The 21,110-nt window shown below is 64.7% G+C and carries 15 protein-coding genes and 1 tRNA gene; 7 read left to right on the top strand and 9 right to left on the bottom strand.

Features of this window, described 5'->3' with window-relative positions; genetic code table 11:
• Positions 1-10: 10 nt before the first annotated feature.
• Positions 11-1,303, bottom strand: a complete 1,293-nt coding sequence (gltA, locus tag QQZ18_RS11845; protein ID WP_284541131.1) for a citrate synthase — start codon at positions 1,301-1,303, stop codon at positions 11-13.
• A 363-nt stretch (positions 1,304-1,666) separates the two neighbouring features.
• Complete coding sequence (gltX, locus tag QQZ18_RS11840) at positions 1,667-3,091, bottom strand: glutamate--tRNA ligase (protein ID WP_284541130.1); 1,425 nt, start codon at positions 3,089-3,091, stop codon at positions 1,667-1,669.
• A gap of 354 nt (positions 3,092-3,445) precedes the next feature.
• Here gltX and QQZ18_RS11835 point away from each other — a divergent pair, with 354 nt between their 5' ends.
• Entirely contained in the window at positions 3,446-5,422 is a 1,977-nt protein-coding gene (locus QQZ18_RS11835) for a ComEC/Rec2 family competence protein (RefSeq protein WP_284541128.1), read from the top strand.
• A 1-nt stretch (position 5,423) separates the two neighbouring features.
• Here the strand turns inward: QQZ18_RS11835 and QQZ18_RS11830 are convergent, their stop codons facing one another.
• The 4 genes from QQZ18_RS11830 to parE all read right to left on the bottom strand — a co-directional run bounded on the left by QQZ18_RS11830 (position 5,424) and on the right by parE (position 12,574).
• On the bottom strand, positions 5,424-6,479 hold the full coding sequence (locus QQZ18_RS11830) for a GGDEF domain-containing protein (RefSeq protein WP_284541126.1): 1,056 nt from the start codon (positions 6,477-6,479) through the stop codon (positions 5,424-5,426).
• Between the two features lie 223 nt (positions 6,480-6,702).
• The gene (locus QQZ18_RS11825; protein WP_284541125.1) at positions 6,703-8,322 is read right to left on the bottom strand and encodes a DEAD/DEAH box helicase; all 1,620 of its coding nucleotides are present in this window, start codon (positions 8,320-8,322) and stop codon (positions 6,703-6,705) included.
• 308 nt (positions 8,323-8,630) lie between these two features.
• Positions 8,631-10,457 (bottom strand): SLC13 family permease, encoded by a 1,827-nt coding sequence (locus tag QQZ18_RS11820; protein ID WP_284541124.1) that lies wholly within the window; start codon positions 10,455-10,457, stop codon positions 8,631-8,633.
• Between the two features lie 71 nt (positions 10,458-10,528).
• Positions 10,529-12,574, bottom strand: coding sequence for a DNA topoisomerase IV subunit B (gene parE / locus QQZ18_RS11815; RefSeq protein ID WP_284541123.1), 2,046 nt, complete (start codon positions 12,572-12,574; stop codon positions 10,529-10,531).
• A gap of 222 nt (positions 12,575-12,796) precedes the next feature.
• On the opposite strand from parE, the gene QQZ18_RS11810 reads away from it, so the two are divergent.
• The 4 genes from QQZ18_RS11810 (at position 12,797) to QQZ18_RS11795 (ending at position 15,797) form a co-directional block, all read left to right on the top strand.
• The gene (locus tag QQZ18_RS11810) at positions 12,797-13,003 is read left to right on the top strand and encodes a hypothetical protein (RefSeq protein WP_284541122.1); all 207 of its coding nucleotides are present in this window, start codon (positions 12,797-12,799) and stop codon (positions 13,001-13,003) included.
• A 68-nt stretch (positions 13,004-13,071) separates the two neighbouring features.
• Positions 13,072-14,319: an Hsp70 family protein gene (locus tag QQZ18_RS11805; protein WP_284541121.1), complete on the top strand. Its 1,248-nt coding sequence runs from the start codon at positions 13,072-13,074 to the stop codon at positions 14,317-14,319.
• Positions 14,320-14,387: 68 nt separating this feature from the next.
• The gene (locus QQZ18_RS11800; protein ID WP_284541120.1) at positions 14,388-14,870 is read left to right on the top strand and encodes a hypothetical protein; all 483 of its coding nucleotides are present in this window, start codon (positions 14,388-14,390) and stop codon (positions 14,868-14,870) included.
• A 189-nt stretch (positions 14,871-15,059) separates the two neighbouring features.
• On the top strand, positions 15,060-15,797 hold the full coding sequence (locus QQZ18_RS11795) for a hypothetical protein (RefSeq protein WP_284541119.1): 738 nt from the start codon (positions 15,060-15,062) through the stop codon (positions 15,795-15,797).
• 4 nt (positions 15,798-15,801) lie between these two features.
• Here QQZ18_RS11795 and QQZ18_RS11790 read toward each other — a convergent pair whose 3' ends face one another.
• The 3 genes from QQZ18_RS11790 to QQZ18_RS11780 form a co-directional block, all read right to left on the bottom strand.
• A complete protein-coding gene (locus tag QQZ18_RS11790) occupies positions 15,802-16,629 on the bottom strand; it encodes a shikimate 5-dehydrogenase (protein ID WP_284541118.1) in 828 nt (275 codons plus the stop codon).
• Positions 16,630-16,799: 170 nt separating this feature from the next.
• Positions 16,800-18,209, bottom strand: coding sequence for a type I glutamate--ammonia ligase (gene glnA / locus QQZ18_RS11785; protein ID WP_284541117.1), 1,410 nt, complete (start codon positions 18,207-18,209; stop codon positions 16,800-16,802).
• A 144-nt stretch (positions 18,210-18,353) separates the two neighbouring features.
• Complete coding sequence (locus QQZ18_RS11780) at positions 18,354-18,692, bottom strand: P-II family nitrogen regulator (protein ID WP_026790983.1); 339 nt, start codon at positions 18,690-18,692, stop codon at positions 18,354-18,356.
• Positions 18,693-19,069: 377 nt separating this feature from the next.
• Between QQZ18_RS11780 and QQZ18_RS11775 the strand changes: the two genes are divergently transcribed.
• Together QQZ18_RS11775 and QQZ18_RS11770 are read left to right on the top strand one after the other, a co-directional pair.
• A complete protein-coding gene (locus QQZ18_RS11775; RefSeq protein ID WP_284541116.1) occupies positions 19,070-20,620 on the top strand; it encodes an NAD(P)H-hydrate dehydratase in 1,551 nt (516 codons plus the stop codon).
• Between the two features lie 244 nt (positions 20,621-20,864).
• Positions 20,865-20,941 (top strand) — tRNA-Met (locus tag QQZ18_RS11770).
• Positions 20,942-21,110: the final 169 nt, after the last annotated feature.

Here is a 21,110-nt window from a genome sequence, read left to right as displayed (position 1 = left end):
AGCCCGAAGCTCAGTCGCGCTTGTCGAACGGGACGTAGTCGCGCTGCGGCGCGCCGATGTAGAGCTGGCGCGGACGACCGATCTTCTGACTCGGATCCTCGACCATTTCCTTCCACTGGGCGATCCAGCCGACGGTGCGGGCGACGGCGAACAGCACGGTGAACATCGAGGTGGGGAAGCCCATCGCCTTCAGCGTGATGCCCGAATAGAAGTCGATGTTCGGATAGAGCTTCTTCTCGACGAAATACTCGTCGCTAAGCGCGATGCGCTCCAGCTCGACGGCCACGTCCAGCAGCGGATCGTCCTTGATGCCGAGCGTCTCGAGCACCTCATGGCAGGTCTGCTGCATGATCTTGGCGCGCGGGTCGTAGTTCTTGTAGACGCGATGACCGAAGCCCATCAGGCGGAACGGGTCATTCTTGTCCTTGGCGCGGGCGATATACTCGGGGATGCGATCCACCGTGCCGATCTCGGCCAGCATGTTGAGCGCAGCCTCGTTGGCGCCACCGTGGGCCGGTCCCCACAGACAGGCGATGCCGGCGGCGATGCAGGCGAACGGATTGGCGCCGGATGAACCGGCAAGACGCACCGTCGAGGTCGAGGCATTCTGCTCGTGGTCGGCATGCAGGGTGAAAATACGGTCCATCGCCCGAGCGAGAACCGGGTTCACCTTGTACTCTTCGGCCGGCACGGCGAAGCACATGTGCAGGAAGTTCGCTGCGTAATCGAGGTCGTTCTTCGGGTGGATGAAGGGCTGACCGATCGAATACTTGTAGGTCATCGCCGCGATCGTCGGCATCTTGGCGATCATCCGGTGCGAGGCGATCATCCGCTGGTGCGGGTCGGAGATGTCGATCGAGTCGTGATAGAAGGCCGACAGCGCGCCGACCGTGCCGACCATCACCGCCATCGGGTGGGCGTCACGACGATAACCCTGGAAGAAGCGGGTCATCTGCTCGTGGATCATGGTGTGGCGGGTGATGTGGCGGTCGAACTGCTCCTTCTGCGCATGAGTCGGCAGTTCGCCGTAGAGCAGGAGATAACAGGTCTCGAGATAGTCGCCTTCAAGCGTCAACTGTTCGATCGGGTAGCCGCGATAGAGCAGCACGCCCTTGTCGCCGTCGATATAGGTGATCTTGGATTCGCACGCTCCGGTCGACGTGAAGCCCGGATCGTATGTGAAGTGGCCGGTCTTGCCATAGAAGGTGGAGATGTCCATCACGCTCGGGCCGATGCTCGCGTCCTTGAGCGGGAACTCATAGGTCTTGTCATCGATGGTGACGGTCGCGTTCTTCGTGGTCATTCGGTCGGATCTCCAAGAGGTGATCAGGTGGACCAGGCCAATGAGGGGTGGGACAAAGCGATTACGTTTACGTAAACTGCCATCCAACCTCCCAGTCGCATGTCGATCTTCACGTAGCGGAAAATCCCTACTCCGGCAAGCCGTCGAATTGTTGGTCAGCCCTGCCATTTCGGCGGAGGCACGGAACCGCACCCGGAAGGGTGAGTTGTTGTTCCGGTAAGCTTTTCCCCGTCTGAGGCTTGGGTCTCGGTTGCCTAGGACGAGGAGGCTTTCTCGCTTCCGCGCTGCTCCTCGCAAGGAAGTGAAAAACCCCGCCGCGGTCAGACCGGGGCGGGGTTTGTCATCTTGAACCTTCCGTGTCGTTCAGCCGGCCAGGGCGTCGCCGATGCGGCCGAGTGCCTCGTCGCGGCCGAGCACTGCCAGCACGTCGAAAATCGGCGGCGACGTGGTCCGGCCGGTGGCTGCGGCCCGGAGCGGCTGCGCCACCTTGCCGAGCTTGAGGCCGGTCTCGGCGGCATAGGCGCGCACCACGTCTTCGGTAGCCGCTGCGGTCCAGTCGGGCAGGGCCGTAAGCCGGGGCAGCAGGTCGGCGAGCGCCGTCTTGCCGGCGGCGTCGAGCAGCGCAGCTGCCTTTTCGTCCGGAACCAGCGGGCGGCTGGCAAACAGGAAGCCGGCGTTGTCGATCAGTTCGAGAAGCGTCTTGGCGCGCTCCTTGAGGCCGGGCATGGCGGCGGCAAGCTGTGCCTTCTTGTCCTCGTCGAGTTTCGCCTTCAGCTCCGCACCGCCGGGAATATGGTCGAGCAGGGCGACCACGTGGGTCACCAGTTCGGCGTCCGGCGTCTGGCGGATGTAGTGGCCGTTCAGATTCTCGAGCTTGCCGAAGTCGAAGCGCGACGGCGAGCGGCCGATGCCCTCGAGATCGAACAGCGCGATCATCTCGTCGGTGGAGAGGATCTCGGCATCGCCATGCGCCCAGCCCAAACGGACCAGATAATTGCGCAGCGCTACCGGCAGGTAGCCCATGGCGCGATAGGCCTCCACGCCCAACGCACCGTGGCGCTTGGAAAGCTTGGCGCCATCCGGTCCGTGGATCAGCGGGATATGCGCCACCTTCGGCATGTCCCAGCCGAGGGCGTCATAAATAATCTTCTGGCGAGCCGTGTTGGTCAGATGGTCGTCGCCACGGATAATCTGGGTAACGCCCATGTCGTGGTCGTCAACGACGACGGCGTGCATGTAGGTCGGCGTTCCGTCCGAACGCAGGATGATGAAGTCGTCGAGATCCTTGTTGGGGAAGGTGACGGTGCCCTGAACCGCATCCTCGATCACCGTCTCGCCATCGAGGGGCGCCTTGATGCGGACCGACGGCTTGACGCCGGCCGGCGCCTCCGACGGATTGCGATCGCGCCAGCGGCCGTCGTAGCGCGGCGGCAGGCCGTTGGCCTTGGCGCTCTCGCGCATCTCGTTGAGCTCCTCGGGCGTGCAATAGCAGTAATAGGCCTTGCCCGCCTCGACCAGCTCGCGCGCCACGTCGGCGTGGCGGTCGGCCCGCTGGAACTGGGAGATCGGCTCGCCCTCCCAGGTGAGGCCTAGCCAGGTCAGCCCGTCGATGATGGCGTCAACCGCCGCTTGCGTCGAGCGCTCGCGGTCGGTGTCCTCGATGCGAAGCAGCATCTTGCCGCCGTGTCGCTTGGAATAAAGCCAATTGAACAGCGCCGTCCGCGCGCCTCCAATGTGCAGAAAACCGGTGGGGGACGGCGCAAAACGCGTGACGACAGGCGTGGACATCGACAATAGTTCCGAAAATACCAGGGTTGGCCCGGAAGGGACGGCGGATCGTCGTCGGCCGGACATGGCGTGGACGGCGTCTTACAGGAAAGCCGCGCGTTTCGCAAAATAAGATCGCGGCAATGGCCGCGTAAGCAACCGAATTAGGCGGCGACTGTGACGGTCCGGACGGAGACGAGTAGCAAGCGCATCGCGCACGGGCGGTCGACCGTCCGCGTGGAGTGGCGGCGCAGGCTGTCCGCGCTTCGAGAATCCTTCGCGCCCGACCTCGACGATGGTCGCGGTTTTCTTTGGTGGCCCGTGGCTGTCGCCGTCGGTGCGGCGTTCTATTTTGCGCCTGTAAGCGAGCCCTCGGTGGTCGAACTTGCCCTGGTCGGTCTCGGCATGGTGGCAACGCTCGTGGTGATCGTTCGCCGGTCGCCGTTCGTGTCGTTGCCGTCTATCCTCGCGTGCCTCGCCTGCATCGGATTTCTGCACGCCGCCGCGATGACCCGCTTCGCCGCCCACCCGGTTTTCCCCTTCGAGCGGACCGTGACGGTACGCGGATATGTTGTGGCGGTCGAGGATCGGGGCAAGGGAGCGGCGAGGCTGCTTATTCAACCGGTGGAGATAGATCCGCCTCCAAGGGGCGGCCTGCCGCCTCTCGTCCGCGTGACGACGCGCGGTGCGCCGCCTGCGCCGGGCGAGGCGGTGGTCGCACTTGCACGCTTGGCGCCTCCCATGCCTCCCCCTTTGCCGGGCGGTTACGATTTCGCCCGCGTCGCTTGGTTTACGGGGATTGGCGCCAGCGGTTTCACCTATGGCGCGGTCAAGCCTTGGCCGGAGGCGCCTCCGGCCAGTACGAAGCTGGTTCTCCTGAGTGGCATCGAAACCCTGCGCGTGGCGGCGGCGGGCCGCATCCGCGCCGCCCTTCCCGGCGACACCGGCGCCATAGCGGCGGCGCTGATCGTCGGCGACCGCGCCGGCATATCCGACGCCACCAACGAGGCTATGCGCATCGCCGGCGTTTCGCATGTGCTGTCGATCTCCGGCATGCACATGAGCTTGGTCGCCGCCTTCCTGTTCGGCGGAATCCGCCTCTTTCTGGCGTTCATTCCGGCCATCGCCCTCACTCTGCCGATCAAGAAGATCGCCGCCGCCCTGTCGATGCTGGGGACCGGCGCCTATTTCGTCGTCTCCGGCATGGACGTGCCGGCGGCACGCTCGATGATCATGGTTGCGGTCTCGCTGTTCGCCGTTTTGATCGACCGCCGCGCCCTGTCCCTCAGGGTGATCGCCGTAGCTGCCCTCATCGTTTTGGCGCTCTCGCCGCAAGCGGTGATGGAGCCCGGTGCGCAGATGTCCTTTGCCGCCGTCGTCGCGCTGATGGCCGGGCTGGAGGCTTGGCGTGCCGGGCGGGATGAGGCGGGGGATGGCGGGGATGTCAGTCTGCTGGCGCGGCTGGTCCGGCGGTTCGCTTTCTGGCTGATGGCCGCGCTGACCGCCACGGTGGTTGCCGGTCTCGCCACCTTGCCAATGGCGCTCTATCACTTCGGCCGTCTCGCCCCACTCAGCATGATCGCCAACCTCGTCACCGAACCGTTGGTGTCGTTCCTGATCATGCCCATGGGGCTCCTTGCGGCGTTGATGATGCCGATGGGCTTGGAAGACTGGCCGCTCGCCGCGATGGGCTCGGGCATCGACGCGATGATTGTCGTTGCCGGCATCGTTGCCGACTGGACGCCGGGCGGCGGGCTCTATGGCCGGCCCATGGGTTGGACGATGCTGGCCGTCACCGGCGGCGGCTTGTGGATCTGCCTCTGGCGTGGTCGCAAACGGTGGCTGGGACTCGCGCCTGTGCTCCTTGGATTCCTCTTCGCCGCTGTTGGCCCGTCGCCGGGACTGATCGTCGCCGGTGACGGATCGCTGGTTCTCATCCGCGAGGAGGGTGGAGCCTGGCACAAGGTCGGACAAAAGGGTGGCTTCATGCTGGATGTCTGGATGGCGGCCCTGGGAATAGAGCCGGCTCGGCTGTCCCCGCTCGGTCGCGATGCCCCCTGCGATGCCGAGGCCTGCCTTTTGCCGGCGGCCACGGGCCGTGCGTCGGTGTCGGTCGTCACACGGCCGTTCGCTTTCGGCGACGATTGCGCTGTTGCCGCCATCGTGGTGTCCGGCCTGGAGGCGCCACGGTGGTGCCGTCCGTCCGGCGCGCTGATCGACGGGCGCCAGCTCGCCTTGACCGGCACGCTGACCTACGACATTCGGACGAACGACGATGGCGGGCTAGTTCTCAAGGAAACCGGCCGCGTGCTCGGCAATCCCCGCCGACCCTGGTTTGCCGCGACGCGCTGACCTACGCTTCCTCGTCCGCCGAGGTGGAAAGCATCGCCTCGGTACAGACCCGGTTGCGCCCCGTCCTTTTGGCGAGGTAGAGCGCCGTGTCGGCCCGCTCGATCAGCGAAATGGCCGTGTCACCACGGTGATAGGTCGCCACCCCCACGGAAATGGTGACGAAACCCAGCGTTTCGCCGGTGGACCGCTTCTTCAGTTCCTTTTCCTTGACACTCTCGCGGATGCGCTCGGCCAACGCTTCGGCTCGGGCAAGGCTGGCCTTCGGCATGATGATGGCGAACTCTTCGCCGCCGTACCGGCAGGCGAGATGATGCCCCTTGATCGCCTGCTTGACCGAGAGCGCTACCAGACGCAACACCTGATCGCCGGTCTGGTGTCCAAAACTGTCGTTGAAGGACTTGAAGTTGTCGATGTCGCTGATGAGAAGGGACAGGACGCCGTCGGTCTCCGCGGCATTGGCCACCGCCCGTTCCAGGGACTGATCGAAATGCTTGCGGTTGGCGAGCGTCGTCAGTTCGTCCGTGAGCGTTTCGAAACGCAGGGACTCGAGGCTCTCCTTGAGTTCGGAAATCTGCCTCTGGCTTTCGGCGAGCCGCCCTTCGAGGTCCCGATTGACCCTCTCCGTCTCACGCGTGGCGACAAGAAGATCGCCGACGATACCTCGAAGCCGCGACTGGTCGGGACCGTCGTTTAGCTCCGTCGACGCCTCGGACAGCGTGCCGGCATAGCTGGCGTTGGCGGAGATCGTCTTGTTCATCGCCGCCATGACGTCGTCGATCTCGCCGGAGATGCGGCCGCCGACATCCTCTATCCGGTCGGACAGGCGCGAAGGCGAGATAAACTGGTTATAGATGGTGTGCAGTTCTGCCGTGTCGATGCGGCCCTTGCTGCGCAGGATGTCATTGATTGTGCGATTGAGCGCGTGATTGAATCCGGCACAGTAGTTGTACCAGAGCTCATAGTTCCTGGGATAAGCGGCGTTCTCGTTGCGCCGCAGTTGCGCCACGGCAGCTTCACCGTAACCAATCGTCCGCAGAAACTCTTCCCGGTGCGTCATAGTCTCCGCCCATCGCTCCTCGCGTGCCCTGCCGTTTTGATAAACCGCAGGCATGAATTGAGCGTTAAGCAAAGGTGCATGCTGTCGCTAAAACTTGAGCTTTCCGCCACCGTGCAGGTAAGCGGCGGTCGTTTTTTCCGACCATTCGAAGCGATTTGCCACGCCGCCAAATGAAAACGGCGGCCCGAAAGGCCGCCGCTTCAAGATGGGGTGGTGTACTCGGTCAGCTCGCCGACTTGGCGATGCGCACCGGCCTCAACAGGAAGGCAGGCACATGATCACCGAGGCCCACGACAGCGGGGCCGTCATCGGTCTCCCGGCGGGGCATGGGGCGCGGACGCTCACCCGCGCGGACGGGCTGACGTCCGCCAGAGGAGCGCTCGGGCTTCGGCTCTCGCTCCGGTCTGGCCTCACGCTCTGGCCTCGCCTCGCGTTCGGGTCTGGTCTCGCGCTCCGACCTCGCTTCGCGTTCGGGTCTGGCCTCGCGCTCCGGCCTCGCTTCGCGTTCGGGGCGGGAACTACGCGCCCGGCTTGGACGCGGAGTCTCCTCGGCCGAACTCTCGGCGGCCTCGGACGGCGCGGCTTCCTGGCGGGTGCGACGCGAGCGCGACGGTGCGCGGGCTTCGTCGCCATCGGCCTTCGAACGGGAGCGGCGCGGCTCCTTGCCTTCGGCAGTCTTGCGGCCGCGCGACCGCTTGCGTGCTTCCGGGTCGAAGACGATAGGATCGCCGATCCACTCGATATCGGTGGTGATCAGCTTCTCGATGGCCGACAGATGCTTCTCGTCGTCCTGGGTGACAATCATCACCGCCGTGCCCGACCGGCCGGCCCGGCCAGTACGGCCGATGCGGTGAACATAATCCTCGGCGTGGATCGGCACGTCGTAATTGAAGACGTGGCTGACATCGGGAATGTCGAGGCCGCGGGCCGCCACATCGGATGCCACGAGCAGGGTCAACGTGCCCTTCTTGAACGCGTCGAGCGTCGCCATGCGGGCGCGCTGGTCCATGTCGCCGTGCAGGGCACCGACGTTGAAGCCATGCCGGACGAGGCTGCGGAACACCACAGCCACGTCGCGCTTGCGGTTGCAGAACACGATGGCGTTCTTGAGGTCCTCGGCAGCGGCGATCTGGGCGCGCAACGTCTCGCGCTTCTCGAAGTCCTCGGTGCCGGAAACGACGAGGCGCTGAGCCACCGTCGTCGCGGCGCTCGCCGGCTTCGAAACCTCGACCTGGACCGGGTTGTTGAGGAAGTTCTCGGTCAGCGCCTGGATCTCCGGCGGCATGGTCGCCGAGAAGAACAGCGTCTGATGGTTCTTGGTGACCAGCTTGCAGATGCGCTCGATGTCGGGAATGAACCCCATGTCGAGCATGCGGTCTGCCTCGTCGATGACGAGAATTTCAACGCCGGTCAAGAGCAGCCGGCCGCGCTCGAAATGATCGAGCAATCGGCCGGGCGTGGCAATCAGAACGTCCGCGCCGCGATCGAGCTTGCGGTTCTGGTCGTCGAACGATACGCCGCCGATCAGCAGGGCAATGTTGAGATTGTTGTTGAACGAATACTTGACGAAGTTCTCTTCGACCTGCGCAGCGAGTTCGCGCGTCGGTTCGAGGATCAGCGTCCGAGGCATGCGGGCCCGGGCGCGGCCGCTCTCGAGGAGCGTCAGCATGGGCAGCACGAAGGCGGCGGTCTTGCCGGTGCCCGTCTGGGCAATGCCGATGACGTCTCGGCCGGCGACGGCGTGGGGTATGGCTTCGGCCTGGATCGGCGTCGGAGTCGTATAGCCGGCCGCTTCAACGGCCGCCATTACGCTGGCGCTCAGTCCGAGATCAGAAAAACTCATGTGGTGTGCGGTCTCTTGGATAGGGGGGATTCGGACACTGTAGACAGGCGAATCCACACGCTTCCGGATCGACTTGGAACGATCCGAGTATGGTGGGAGACCATATGTGGAATCGCCCGCATGTCAATCAATTCCTGCCGATTTGAGCGTTTATTGTTACTTTCGGCGTTTGCGAGGCGGTGTCCGAGGCTTTTGCCACGCGTTTCGCCTGATCCAGAATTGAAGATGAACGCAGTCTCGACATCGACGGGCAGTAGTTGGGGCGTCGATCTTCTTGGCGACATAGGAAATTTACGTGCCTTACCGTCCTAGAAGGGCAGGAGGATCGGTACCAGGAAGACGGCGACGATAAGGGTGACGATGGCGAATGGCGTGCCGATCCGGACGAAATCGGAAAAACCATACCCCCCCGGACCGACCACCAACGTGTTCACCGGCGACGAGACCGGCGTCATGAAGGCGGCGGAAGCGGCAAGTGCCACGGTCACGGCAAAAGGGTAGGGCGAGGCGCCGATGTCCGCCGCGACAGCGAGCGCGACCGGCGCCATCAGCACCGCCGTTGCCGTGTTGGAGACGAACAGGCCAAGAATCGCCGTCGTGGCGAACAGGACGGCGAGCATGACGCGCGGGTGGGCATCGCCGAACAGGTGCGTCACCGCCGATGCCATCAAGTCTATGCCGCCGGTTTTCTCAAGTGCCAGAGCGAAAGGCAGCACGCCGACGATGAGGATCAGCGTCGGCCAGCTGATTGCCCGATAGGCCGATTTCATGTCGATGCAGCCGAAGGCGCCCATGGCGAGACAGGCAAGGAGCGCGGCATGGGCATTGGCAAGGATGCCGGTCGCCATGGCGACGATCATGGCGATGAGGATCGCCACGGCAAACGGCGCGCTTCGGCGAGCGGGGGCGTAATCGTCGGCCTCCCTCGGAAGATCGAGAAGAACGAGATCGGCAGAGCTCCCGGCAAGTCTGCGAATCGCCTTCCAGCCTCCAACCAGAAGCAGGGTGTCGCCGGGCTGAAAGCCGACCTCGGCAAGCGGACCTGCGAGGGCCCTGGAGCCCTGCTTCATACCGATGACGGACAAGCCGTGGATCGTGCGGAACCGGCTTGTCACCGGGGTCTGGCCGACAAGTTCGGAGCTCGGCGTGACAATCGCCTCGGCCATTCCGATCTCGTCGGCGCCGTCGAGGAAATAGGTCCCGCTGAGGGGGAGGGTGGCGAGGTGGTGCTCGCGGCCAAAGGCATCCACGTCGAAGGCCTTGCCGAAGATGTCGATCAGCAGGACATCGCCAGAGGCAAGCTGCGTCGACGCTTCGGGACGGATCAGGTCGCGGCCGAACCGCCCGGCCCGCTCGATGGCGACGATGTTGACACCGACGCTGGCACGAAGATCCAGCTCTCCCAATCGCCGGCCGACAAGATCCGAGGTTGGATCGATGCGGAGACGCGCCTCGCGAGCTGCAAGGCCGTACTCGTCGATCCAGTCCTTGAGGCCGGGGCGAGCGGCCGCGCCCACGGCGGGCGTCGAGCCCGGCAGGAAGCGTCGGACCAGCAGCATGTAGAAAATGGCAAGCACCAGCACCGGCAAACCGAAGGGCGTGAACGCGAAGAAGCCGAAGCCGTCATGACCCCGCCGGACCAGTTCGGCATTCACCACCATGTTCGGAGGCGTCGCAACCAGCGTCATCATGCCGGAGATGAGAGCGGCCATGGAGAGCGGCATCATCAGATGGCCGGGCGGCAGGCGCATGTTGCGCGCGATGCGAAGCACGATCGGGATGAAGATGGCGACGACCCCGGTCGAACTCATGAATGCACCGAGGCCGGCCACCGCCAACATGAGGAGGACGACCAGCCGCGCTTCGCTGCCGCCGGCCGCCCGCGCAATCAATCCGCCCAGTGCACCGGCGACGCCTGTCCGCACCAGCGCATCGCCAATCACGAACAGGGCCGCGATCAGGATGACGCTCTGGTCGGAAAAGCCAGCAAGCGCTTCCTGCGCATCAATGACGCCGGTAAGCGGCAAGGCCGCGATCACCATCAGCGCCACGACGTCCATCGACGGTCTGCCACGGGCGAACAGCCCCACGGCAATGACGAGCAGGGCGAGGACGACGGCGAGATCGGCGGTCATGTAGGCTCCCGGCAGGTACAGAGCCGCCGACAGTAAGGCGACCCATCAGCCGACGCCAGCCCGGCCCGGTATCAGATGTCCAGATCCTCGGCGAACTCGGCATTCTCCTGGATGAACTGGAAGCGGCCTTCCGGTTTGTTGCCCATCAGACGCTCGACCGAGTCCGCCGTCTGCTCCGCTTCGTCCTCCACCAGCAAGACGCGCAAGAGCGTGCGCGTCTTCTTGTCCATGGTGGTCTCCTTGAGCTGCGACGGCATCATTTCGCCGAGGCCCTTGAAGCGACCGATTTCCGGTTTCTTGTTCTTGAAGACGGTGCGCAACAGGTCTTCGCGATGGGCGTCGTCGCGAGCGTAGATGGTCTTGCCGCCGTGGGTCAGGCGGTAAAGCGGGGGCACTGCGAGATAGAGATGGCCGCCGCGGATGAGCTGGGGCATCTCGCGATAGAAGAAGGTGATCAGCAGCGACGCGATATGGGCGCCGTCGACGTCGGCATCGGTCATCACGATCACCTTGTCATAGCGGAGATCGTCTTCCCGATAGTGCGAGCGAGTGCCGCAGCCGAGCGCCTGCAACAGGTCGGACAGCAGCTGATTGGACGTCACCTTGTCGCGGCCGGCGCTTGCCACGTTGAGGATCTTGCCGCGCAGCGGCATCACCGCCTGGCTGGCGCGATCGCGCGCCTGCTTGGCCGAACCACCGGCCGAGTCGCCCTCGACGATGAACAGTTCGGATCCTTGGGCGGCGTTCTGCGTGCAGTCGGCGAGCTTGCCGGGCAGGCGCAGCTTGCGCACCGCGCTCTTGCGCAGAACGTCCTTTTCCTGACGGCGACGCAGGCGCTCGTCGGCACGCTCGACGATCCAGTCGAGGAGGCGGCCGGACTGCTGCGGCGAGGCGGTCAGCCAATGGTCGAAAGCGTCCTTCACCGCCGTCTCGACGATGCGCGCGGCTTCGGCGGTGGACAGCTTGTCCTTGGTCTGGCCGACGAACTCTGGCTCGCGCACGAAGACCGACAGCATGGCGCCGGCCGAGGTCATCACGTCCTCGGGCATCACCTGAGCGACGCGCTTGTTGCCAGCCATTTCGCCATAGGCCTTGAGCGACCGGGTGAGGGCGAGGCGAAGGCCCTGCTCGTGGGTGCCGCCATCCGGCGTCGGGATGGTGTTGCAGTAGGAGTTGACGAAGCCATCGCCGGCAAACCACGAGACGGCCCACTCGACGGTACCGTGGCCGCCACCACCGACACGGCCGGCAAACAGGTCATCGGTGACCCGCTTCTCACCATCAAGTGCTTCGACCAGGAAGTCCTTGAGGCCGCCGGGGAACTTGAACACCGCCTCGGCCGGCGTCTTCGAGCCTTCGATCAGCGACGGGTCGCAGGACCAGCGAATTTCGATGCCACCAAAGAGGTAGGCTTTCGACCGGGCCATCGTGAAGATGCGCGCCGGCTCGAACCGCGCTTCTTCTCCGAAAATCTGCGGGTCCGGCTTGAAGCGCGTCTTGGTGCCGCGCCGGTTCATGGTTTCGCCAAGCCGCTGCAAGCCACCCTGCGGCACGCCGCGCGAGAAGCTTTGCTTGTAGAGCTGGCGGCCGCGCGCCACCTCGACGTCGAGCCACTCGGACAGGGCGTTGACCACAGAAACGCCGACGCCGTGCAAGCCGCCCGACGTCTCGTAAACCTTGCTGTCGAACTTGCCGCCGGCATGCAGCGTGCACAGGATCACCTCGAGCGCCGACTTGCCGGGAAACTTGGGATGCGGATCGACCGGAATGCCACGGCCGTTGTCGTTGACGGTCAGGAACCCGTCCGCGTCGAGGCGCACCTCGATCCACGAGGCATGGCCTGCAACCGCCTCGTCCATCGAGTTGTCGATCACCTCGGCGAACAGGTGGTGCATGGCCTTGTCGTCGGTGCCGCCGATATACATGCCCGGCCGCCGGCGTACTGGCTCCAGTCCCTCCAAAACCTCGATGGCCGACGCGTCGTAGACGGCTTCCGCCTGTGCGGGGGTTTCGACGCGCGCACGCGCTGATTTGGGCGCGCGAACGGTCACCGCCGCCGCCTGAGCCGCCGTGCTTGCCGGCGGGGGGAGTGTTCCGAACAGGTCGTCCTTTTCCATGCGTTCCGTCTTCGTCCATGGGCCGGCGCCACCGGCCATCCCGCTTCCGCCGGGCAACGCTGATTCGCGCGCTCCGGAGTTTGCCACGCCGGCGGTGGAAGCGCCAATCTCGTTCTATATGTGTTCCGGCTCGTACACCGGCGATCTGGGTACCGTCAACGCCGTTGAGGCGTTCTTAACTCTGGCGGCGGCAAGCTCCGATACGTTCATTGGTGGTTTGTCATGCGTCGAAACCAGTATCAAGATGCCGTGCTCCGGGAACTCGGGGCCGTCCACACCCATGCCTTCGTCGCCGGCCATCGCCTTGGCGGCATGCGGCGCCATCTTCAGGAGGTGGCGGCCGAACCGCCGCTGACCGGCGGCCTCTTCGCGCTGCCGGCCGTCTTGGTGCTATTGTCGTTGACGGCGCTGGTCTTCCTGCTCGCTTGATTTTGCCGCTGGCAATCGACGCCGCGAAGCGCTAGGGAAACCGCCCCCCAATTATTCGGAGAGCGGTCATGGCGGCGGCAGGCCTCGATTTCGGCACGTCCAATACCACCCTCGGCGTCGTCACCGGCGGCCGGGCCGAAATGGTGCGTCTCGAAGGCGGCGAGGACACGCTGCCAAGCGCCACCTTCTATTATCAGGATGGATCGATCGCTGTCGGTCGCGCCGCCATTGCCGCCTATGTCGGTGGCGAGCACGGCCGCCTGATGCGGGCACTGAAGTCGGTCCTCGGTTCGGCCCTGATGGACGAGACGACGTTGGTCGGCAAGAGCCGCGTCAAGTTCCGCGACGTGCTGAAGCGTTACCTTGCGGAAGTGAAGAAGCGCGGCGAGGTGGTGGCCGGCGCGCCACTCACCCACCTCGTCCACGGCCGGCCGGTGCATTTCGTCGATGGCAACCCGGAGGCCGACCGACTGGCGGAGGCGACGCTGCATTCCATCGCTCGCGATCTCGGCTTCGAGGAGGTTTCCTTCCAGTACGAGCCCATCGCGGCCAGCCTCGATTACGAGCAGCAGCTTTCCGGCGAAGAACTGGCGCTGATCGCCGACATCGGCGGCGGCACCTCCGACTTTTCCATCGTCCGCCTCGGGCCGGAGCGGGCAAAGAAAGCCGAGCGCGTCTCCGACGTGCTGGCCAACGACGGCGTGCGCATCGGCGGCACCGATTTCGACCGCCACCTCAGTCTCGGCACGGTGATGCCGCTTCTGGGCTTTCGTTCCAAGCTCGCCCGCGGCGAGCTCGACGTGCCCTCGGTCTATTATCACGACCTCGCCACATGGTCGGCGATCAACCGTCTCTATGAACCCCGCATTCATCGCGAACTCGTCGACCTCGAAAAGCGCGCCGCCAAGCCGGAGCTCATCCACCGCCTGATGCGGGTGGTCGACGACGAGCGCGGCCACACCCTCTCCATCGACGTGGAGGCAGCCAAGATCTCCGTCGCGGAGCATGGCGTGGTCACCGTGCCGTTCGATTGGCTGGAACGCGGCCTTTCCACCGATATCGACCATTCCGAGCTTGTCCGTCACACCGGCGAGCTTGCAGGCCGCATCGGGGCTCGCGTCGATGCCTGTCTCGAAATGGCGGGCGTGGCAGCCACCGACATTGACGCCGTGTTCCTGACTGGCGGTTCCACCCGGCTCGAGCACGTTCGCACCGCCATCCTGGCGTCGGTGCCCGAGGCGCGCGTCGTCACCGGCAACGTGTTCGGCTCCGTCGGTACCGGCCTCGCCGTCGAGGCGGCCCGGCGTTACGGCTGACTCCAAAGGTCGCGCTTGCAGGCACCGGCGAGCGGGTGCCTGATGCGCCGACCAATCGGAGACGGGCTATGAAGATGCGTGGAATGGCGGTGGCCGTTGCCTTCCTGGCGACGCCGGCGCTGGCCGGTGACTGCGGCGGCTGGAAAGCCGGGCTGGAGCAGGAAGAGGAAGGCATGATGATGACCGCTTCGATCTGTGCGATCGACCGGCCTGACGACATGCTGCTGGTCACCTGCGGCGGCGAGGGCAAGCTCGGCCTGCGCTTCGTGCCGGCGATGAGCGACGATTTTCCACCCGGCGGCGACATGAACTACCGGTCCGCCTTCGTCTTCACGAGCGGCTCGATGAGCGCCGAAGTCACCCTCCGCTACGAAGCGATGGACGGCGTGCTGACGGCGACGCCTCGTCGCGACAGCGACCTTGCCGGCATCCTGAAGTCGGCCGGGCCGTTGACCGTGACCGACAAGGCCGGCCTTCTGCCGGCCGCGACATTCACCTTGAAGGGGTCGTCGAAGGCGATCGGCAAGGTGGAGAAGGCTTGTTACAGCTAAGCCGTGACGGTCGTTGCGTCGTCTCTGTCCTTCCATGGAGGGCCTAGTCCACCGCGGCAGGGTTTTGCCCGGATCCGTGCTAACCATTCCCCGCAAAAGGCATGGCCACCCCCAGTCTCGTCTTTTGGTTGAGATGCTTTCTGTTATTTTCGCTTAGACAATGGAAAGACGCGGAGTGGGGGCAGAAACGTGCTCGCATCAGGACAACTCACGATCGGTCGCGTGTTCCGGCTGCTGCCCAAGGTGATGGGGCAGGAGTCGATCTCCCTCTGGCTGATGTTCAGCGGCATCGGCGGCGCCTTGAACTTGCTGAGCGTCATGCTGCAATACGGCTTTGGGGCTGGGAGCTTGATCGCCAGCCTGATCGCCCTGTTCTTCTCGCTCGCCATGTCCTTGGCGGCCTGCTTTGTTCACTATGCCGCCATCCATGCTGCCGACAGGCGGCTTTCCGGTACGCCTTTGCAGGCGGTGCAGGCGTTATGGATCGCCTCTCGCCGGTTCTGGGACTACCTGGCGATGGCGCTCCTGATGGGCTTTGTCGTGATCGTCGGAATGCTCATGCTGGTCATTCCGGGGCTTTTCGCCTGGATTGCGTTCTCGTTGGCCTTGCCCGCTCTGGCACTTCGGCAGTTCGGCATATCGGAAAGCATGCATGCGAGCTGGCTGGCGACCGAGGGGCGCCGATGGCGGCTCCTGGGCGTATGGCTTATCTACGCCGTTGCTGGCTTCATCGCCTTGGTCTGCGTCGGCCTGCTGTTTGCCGCGCTCTTCCATCTGCTCGGCCTGGGCCCGATGACGGTTCAGATCCTGATGGTCTCCGTGATGGACCCGGTGTTTACCGGTGCGTCTATCGTGGTGACCGGCGCGGTTTCCACCACGGTGTTCCGCTTGATGGAACTGGAGGCGCCCGAGATCCTGACGGCCTGACCGTTCAGGCGCTCCGAGCGAAAGCGGCGGCGTCCTTCACCTGTTCCTCGCTGGGGTGCACGCCGGTGTAGAGCACGAACTGCTCGAGCGCCTGCAACACGGCAACGTCGGCGCCGGAAATGCGCCTGCGCCCGGCTGCCGCTGCTGCCCGCATCAGCGGCGTGTCGACCGGCAGCGCCACGACGTCGAAAACCGTCTCCGCCGCCTCGATCGCGTTGGGCGGAAAGGCGAGGAGCTCAGCCTCAACGCCACCCGCCATGCCGACGGGCGTGGCGTTGATGATCAGCGGCGCGGTCAGTCCTTCGGACGTTTTCGCCCAGTCGAAGCCATAGAGATCGGCGAGCGCCTGGCCGGCTATTGCGTTGCGGGCAACGATCACACCGGACCGATGGCCACGATTGCGCAAGGCGGCCGCCACCGCCTTGGCCATGCCGCCCGAGCCGGCGAGAAGGAAGGGCGTCGAGGGAGCTACTTCGGCCCGATCGAGCAGATCGAGCACGGCGCTATAGTCGGTGTTGTAGCCGGTCAGCCAGCCCTCGTCGTTGACGATGGTGTTGACGCTGTCGATCGCCGCAGCCGACCCTTCGATATGATCGAGCAGGGGGATGACCGCTTCCTTGAACGGCATGGAGATGGCACAGCCGCGGATACCCAGCGCCCGCACGCCGCCGATCGCCGCCGTCAGATCCCGGGTGGTGAAGGCCTTGTACACATAATCGAGCCCGGTCAGCTCGTAGAGCCGGTTGTGGAAGCGAGAGCCGAACCGTCCCGGTCGACCGGCCAACGACATGCACAGTTGAGTCGACGGACCGATAGGGGGCTTGTCGGGCATGTTCCGCTCTCCGTTACAAACTGCGGCGAGCATAGGCCCATGGCGGCTCGGCGGAAAGGCGGGAGGTCGTCAATCCTCACGCAGGCATGAAAAAGCCGCCCGGCCTCGCGGCGGGCGGCTCTCATCGAAACCGGACGCCGCAAGGCGCCCGGCCTATCCAAGGACGTGCCTCAGACCGAGTAGTACATGTCGAACTCGATCGGATGCGGCGTCATCTCGTAGCGCATGTTCTCTTCCATCTTCAGCTCGATCCAGCTGTCGATGAAGTCGTCATCCATGACGCCACCGGCCTTCAGGAAGTCGCGGTCGGCATCGAGCGAGGCGAGGGCCTCACGCAGCGAGCCGCAGACGGTCGGGATGGACTTGAGCTCTTCCGGCGGCAGGTCGTAGAGGTTCTTGTCCATGGCATCGCCCGGATGGATCTTGTTCTTGACACCATCGAGGCCGGCCATCAGCAGCGCGACGAAGCAGAGATAGGGGTTGGCGGCCGGATCCGGGAAACGGGTCTCGACGCGCTTGGCCTTCGGGTTCGTCGTGTAGGGGATGCGGCAGGACGCCGACCGGTTACGAGCCGAGTAGGCCAGCAGAACCGGAGCTTCGTAGCCCGGGACCAGACGCTTGTAGCTGTTGGTCGACGGGTTGGAGAAGGCGTTGATCGCCTTGGCGTGCTTCAGGATGCCGCCGATGTAGTAGAGGCAGGTCTCGCTGAGGTCGTTGTACTGGTTGCCGGCGAATACCGGCTTGCCGTCCTTCCAGATCGACTGGTGGACGTGCATGCCCGAACCGTTGTCGCCGAACACCGGCTTCGGCATGAACGTGGCCGTCTTGCCGTAGGCATGGGCAACCTGATGGATGGCGTACTTGTAGATCTGCAGGTGGTCGGCCATGCGGGTCAGCGTCGAGAACTTCATGCCGAGCTCATGCTGGGCAGAGGCGACTTCGTGGTGGTGCTTTTCCACGACGACGCCCATCTCGGCCATGGCCGACAGCATCTCGGAGCGCATGTCCTGCAGGCTGTCGATCGGCGGAACCGGGAAATAGCCGCCCTTGGTGCGGACGCGGTGGCCGAGGTTGCCGGATTCGTACTCAGTGTCGCCGTTGGTCGGCAGTTCGACCATGTCCAGCTTGAAGCCGGTGTTGTACGGCGTCGCCGAGAAGCGGACGTCGTCGAACACGAAGAACTCGGCTTCCGGACCGAAGAACACGGTGTCACCGATGCCGAGCGAGGCAACGTAGGCCTCGGCCTTCTTGGCGATCGAGCGGGGATCGCGGCTGTAGGACTGGCCGGAGGCGGGGTCGACGATGTCGCAGACGATGACCAGCGTGGTCTGAGCGAAGAACGGATCGATGAACGCCGTCTCCGGATCGAGGACCAGCGTCATGTCGGATTCGTTGATGGCCTTCCAGCCGGCGATCGACGAGCCGTCGAAGGCGGTGCCGTTCTCGAGCATGTCCTCATCGACGAGGCCGATGTCGAACGTCACATGCTGCCACTTGCCTTTCGGGTCCGTGAAACGCAGGTCAACAAACTTGACGTCGTTGTCCTTGATCATTTTCAAAACGTCAGCACCAGTGGTCATTTGCCCTTCCTTTCGGGTTTTCTGGTCTTGCCAGGGCACTTCCCGGCCAGGTAAGTGGCTGGTTGGAGTGCCCCAATTTCCCTGGGTTGTCCTTGCCTTGAGCCCGCTGGCCACCCTCATGGCAGCCGGTAGCCGGGCACGGCATCAGATTGCGTCGTTGCCGGATTCGCCGGTACGGATACGGATGGCATCCTCCACCGGCGACACGAAGATCTTGCCGTCGCCGATGCGACCGGTCTGGGCCGCGTTGCGGATCGCGTCGACGGCCTTGGCGACCATGTCGTCGGTCATGACGACCTCGATCTTCACCTTCGGCAGGAAGTCGACGACATATTCGGCGCCCCGATAGAGCTCGGTATGGCCCTTCTGCCGGCCGAAGCCCTTGGCTTCGGTGACGGTGATGCCCTGAAGCCCCACTTCCTGCAGCGCTTCCTTCACCTCGTCCAGCTTGAAGGGCTTAATGATAGCCTCGATTTTTTTCATCGACCCCTTGTCTCCGTTGCTCCTGGCGCCCGCGCGAGGCGATTTTTCCACCCTGCGCCGACCGAGACGCACCCTCTCAAGCATTCGACGTGCCAGTTCGGCCCCGTGCCGGTTCCTGGCGAAAAATGAGGCGATCGCCAGTGAGAAGGAGGGAAAAGTAATGGAGATTGCCCAATGAAGCGGCCTAAATCTTGTGCAAATGGGACTCTATTAGGCAAGTTGCCGCCTCGTTAGGAGAATATTGGCCGATATCGGCCAGCCGGCTGGCGCCTGTCGAGCCTCGTGGGCCGAGGGAATTGTTGCTTTCAGCCCAAGGGTGTAGACGAGGAGGGAGCCACCTACAGGCGGATCGCGCCTGTCGCCAGGGAGTGAACCGGATGCAGGGCGAACCGTTGCTTACACCGACCGAGATGGGCCGCGCCGATGCGCTGACCATCGCCGGCGGCATGCCCGGCGAACGGCTGATGGAAAATGCCGGCTATGCCGTAGCCGACGTCATCTGCGCCAGATTCAACCAGGGCACCCGGGCCATCGTGCTCTGCGGCATGGGCAACAATGGCGGCGACGGCTTCGTCATCGCCCGCGTTCTCAAGCAACGCGGCTTTGCCGTGCGCGTGGCCCTTGCCCTGCCGGAGGGGATGACGGCTCGCGATCTCAAGGGAGATGCGGCCGGCGCCGAACGGGCATGGCGCGGCGAGACGCTGCCGGCGACAGCCGATCTCTTCGAGGGTGCCAAGGTTATCGTCGATGCGCTCTATGGCGCCGGCCTCAGCCGTGACGTTTCGGGACGGGATGCCGAACTGATCGCTGCCGTCAACATGGCGCGGGCCAATGGTGCGAGCGTCTACGCCGTCGATCTTCCAAGCGGCATCGACGGCCGTACCGGCGAGGTTCGCGGTACGGCGATCCTCGCCGACGAGACGGTGACCTTCTTCCGCCGCAAGCCCGGCCATCTGCTTCTTCCTGGGCGCACGCACTGCGGCCGGGTCCGCCTTGCCCAGATCGGCATCGACCCGAGGGTGTTGGCCGAGATCGCCCCGGAGACGGTGGCCAACGGTCCAAGCCTCTGGGCGGAGTGCTGGCCGGAAGCCGCCATCGACAGTCACAAGTACAGTCGCGGCGCGGCGCTGGTGGCGTCCGGGCCGCTCACGTCCTGTGGCGCGGCTCGCCTCGCGGCAGAAGCGGCGCTTCGGGCCGGCGCCGGCATCGTCACGGTGGCAACGCCTCCGGCTGCCATGGCTACGGTTGCCGCTTGGCGCGCTGCCTTTGTCGTCAGGCCGGCCGCCGACATGTCGGAACTTGCAGGACTCCTCAGAGAGCCCAGGCTCAGGGCTGCCGTGCTCGGACCGGGGCTCGGCCTCGGCGACGACGTCTGGTCGGCCATTCGTGGAGCGCTGGAGGGGCATATGGCTCTGGTGCTCGACGCCGACGCCATCACGCAGGCAGCGCGGCGCCCGGACGAGGCCTTCGCGCTTATCAAGGCGCGTGACGGCGGTGTGGTGCTGACGCCGCATGAAGGGGAGTTCGGCCGTCTCTTTCCCGATATCGGCGGCTCGAAGCTCGATCGCGCCCGCGCGGCGGCCGAGCGCTCCGGCGCGGTCGTTCTGCTCAAGGGGCCGGATACGGTGATCGCCCACCCCGATGGCCGCGCCGCCATCAACGAGAACGGCACGGCGGCGCTTGCCACCGCCGGATCGGGGGACGTGCTGGCCGGCATCATCGGTGGATTGCTGGCTGCCCGCCGCCCGGCCTTCGAAGCGACGGCGCTCGCCGCCTGGATGCATGGCGAGGCGGGGCGAATCGCCGGGCCGGGTTCGCTCGCCGACGAGATCGCCTTCGCGCTCAGGGGCGTGCTGGCCGCCGGACGTCCGGCCGCGACGGCGCCATTCGAGGGGGACGGCGATGACGATGTCGTCGCAACGGACTGAAACGACGCCGAACTGAGCGTCTCCATCGAGGCCGTGGCCGGAAAATGACTGTGGAGGTGCTTTCCGCGGCGCGGTGAGATGAGGCGGGCCTCCCGACGAAAGCCCGGAAATCCGGGGTTTTTCGAAGAGCGATTTGGTTTTTTTGAACATCCTCGTCTATTTAGTCGAAAAAATGCCTGACAGGGGTTCCCCTTTCGCCGGCAAGCCGCTATATACCGCCCGTCGCCGCAAACACGGCGCTTGACGCGGGGTGGAGCAGCCCGGTAGCTCGTCAGGCTCATAACCTGAAGGCCGCAGGTTCAAATCCTGCCCCCGCAACCATATTTATTTGCGATGAACCCCGCTCTCCGGCGGGGTTTTTCGTTTGTACGGAAAGCGTAAGGATTCCACGAAGATCGCCGCGAACATCGATCTCGACCTTGCCGTCCATCGGCGTCGAGGATGATGTCCTCGACCAGCGATCGGATGATATCGGCAGTCTCCATCCGCT

The organism is Pleomorphomonas sp. T1.2MG-36 (assembly GCF_950100655.1).
Classification (GTDB): domain Bacteria; phylum Pseudomonadota; class Alphaproteobacteria; order Rhizobiales; family Pleomorphomonadaceae; genus Pleomorphomonas.
This window is presented reverse-complemented; position numbering and strand designations above follow the sequence as displayed.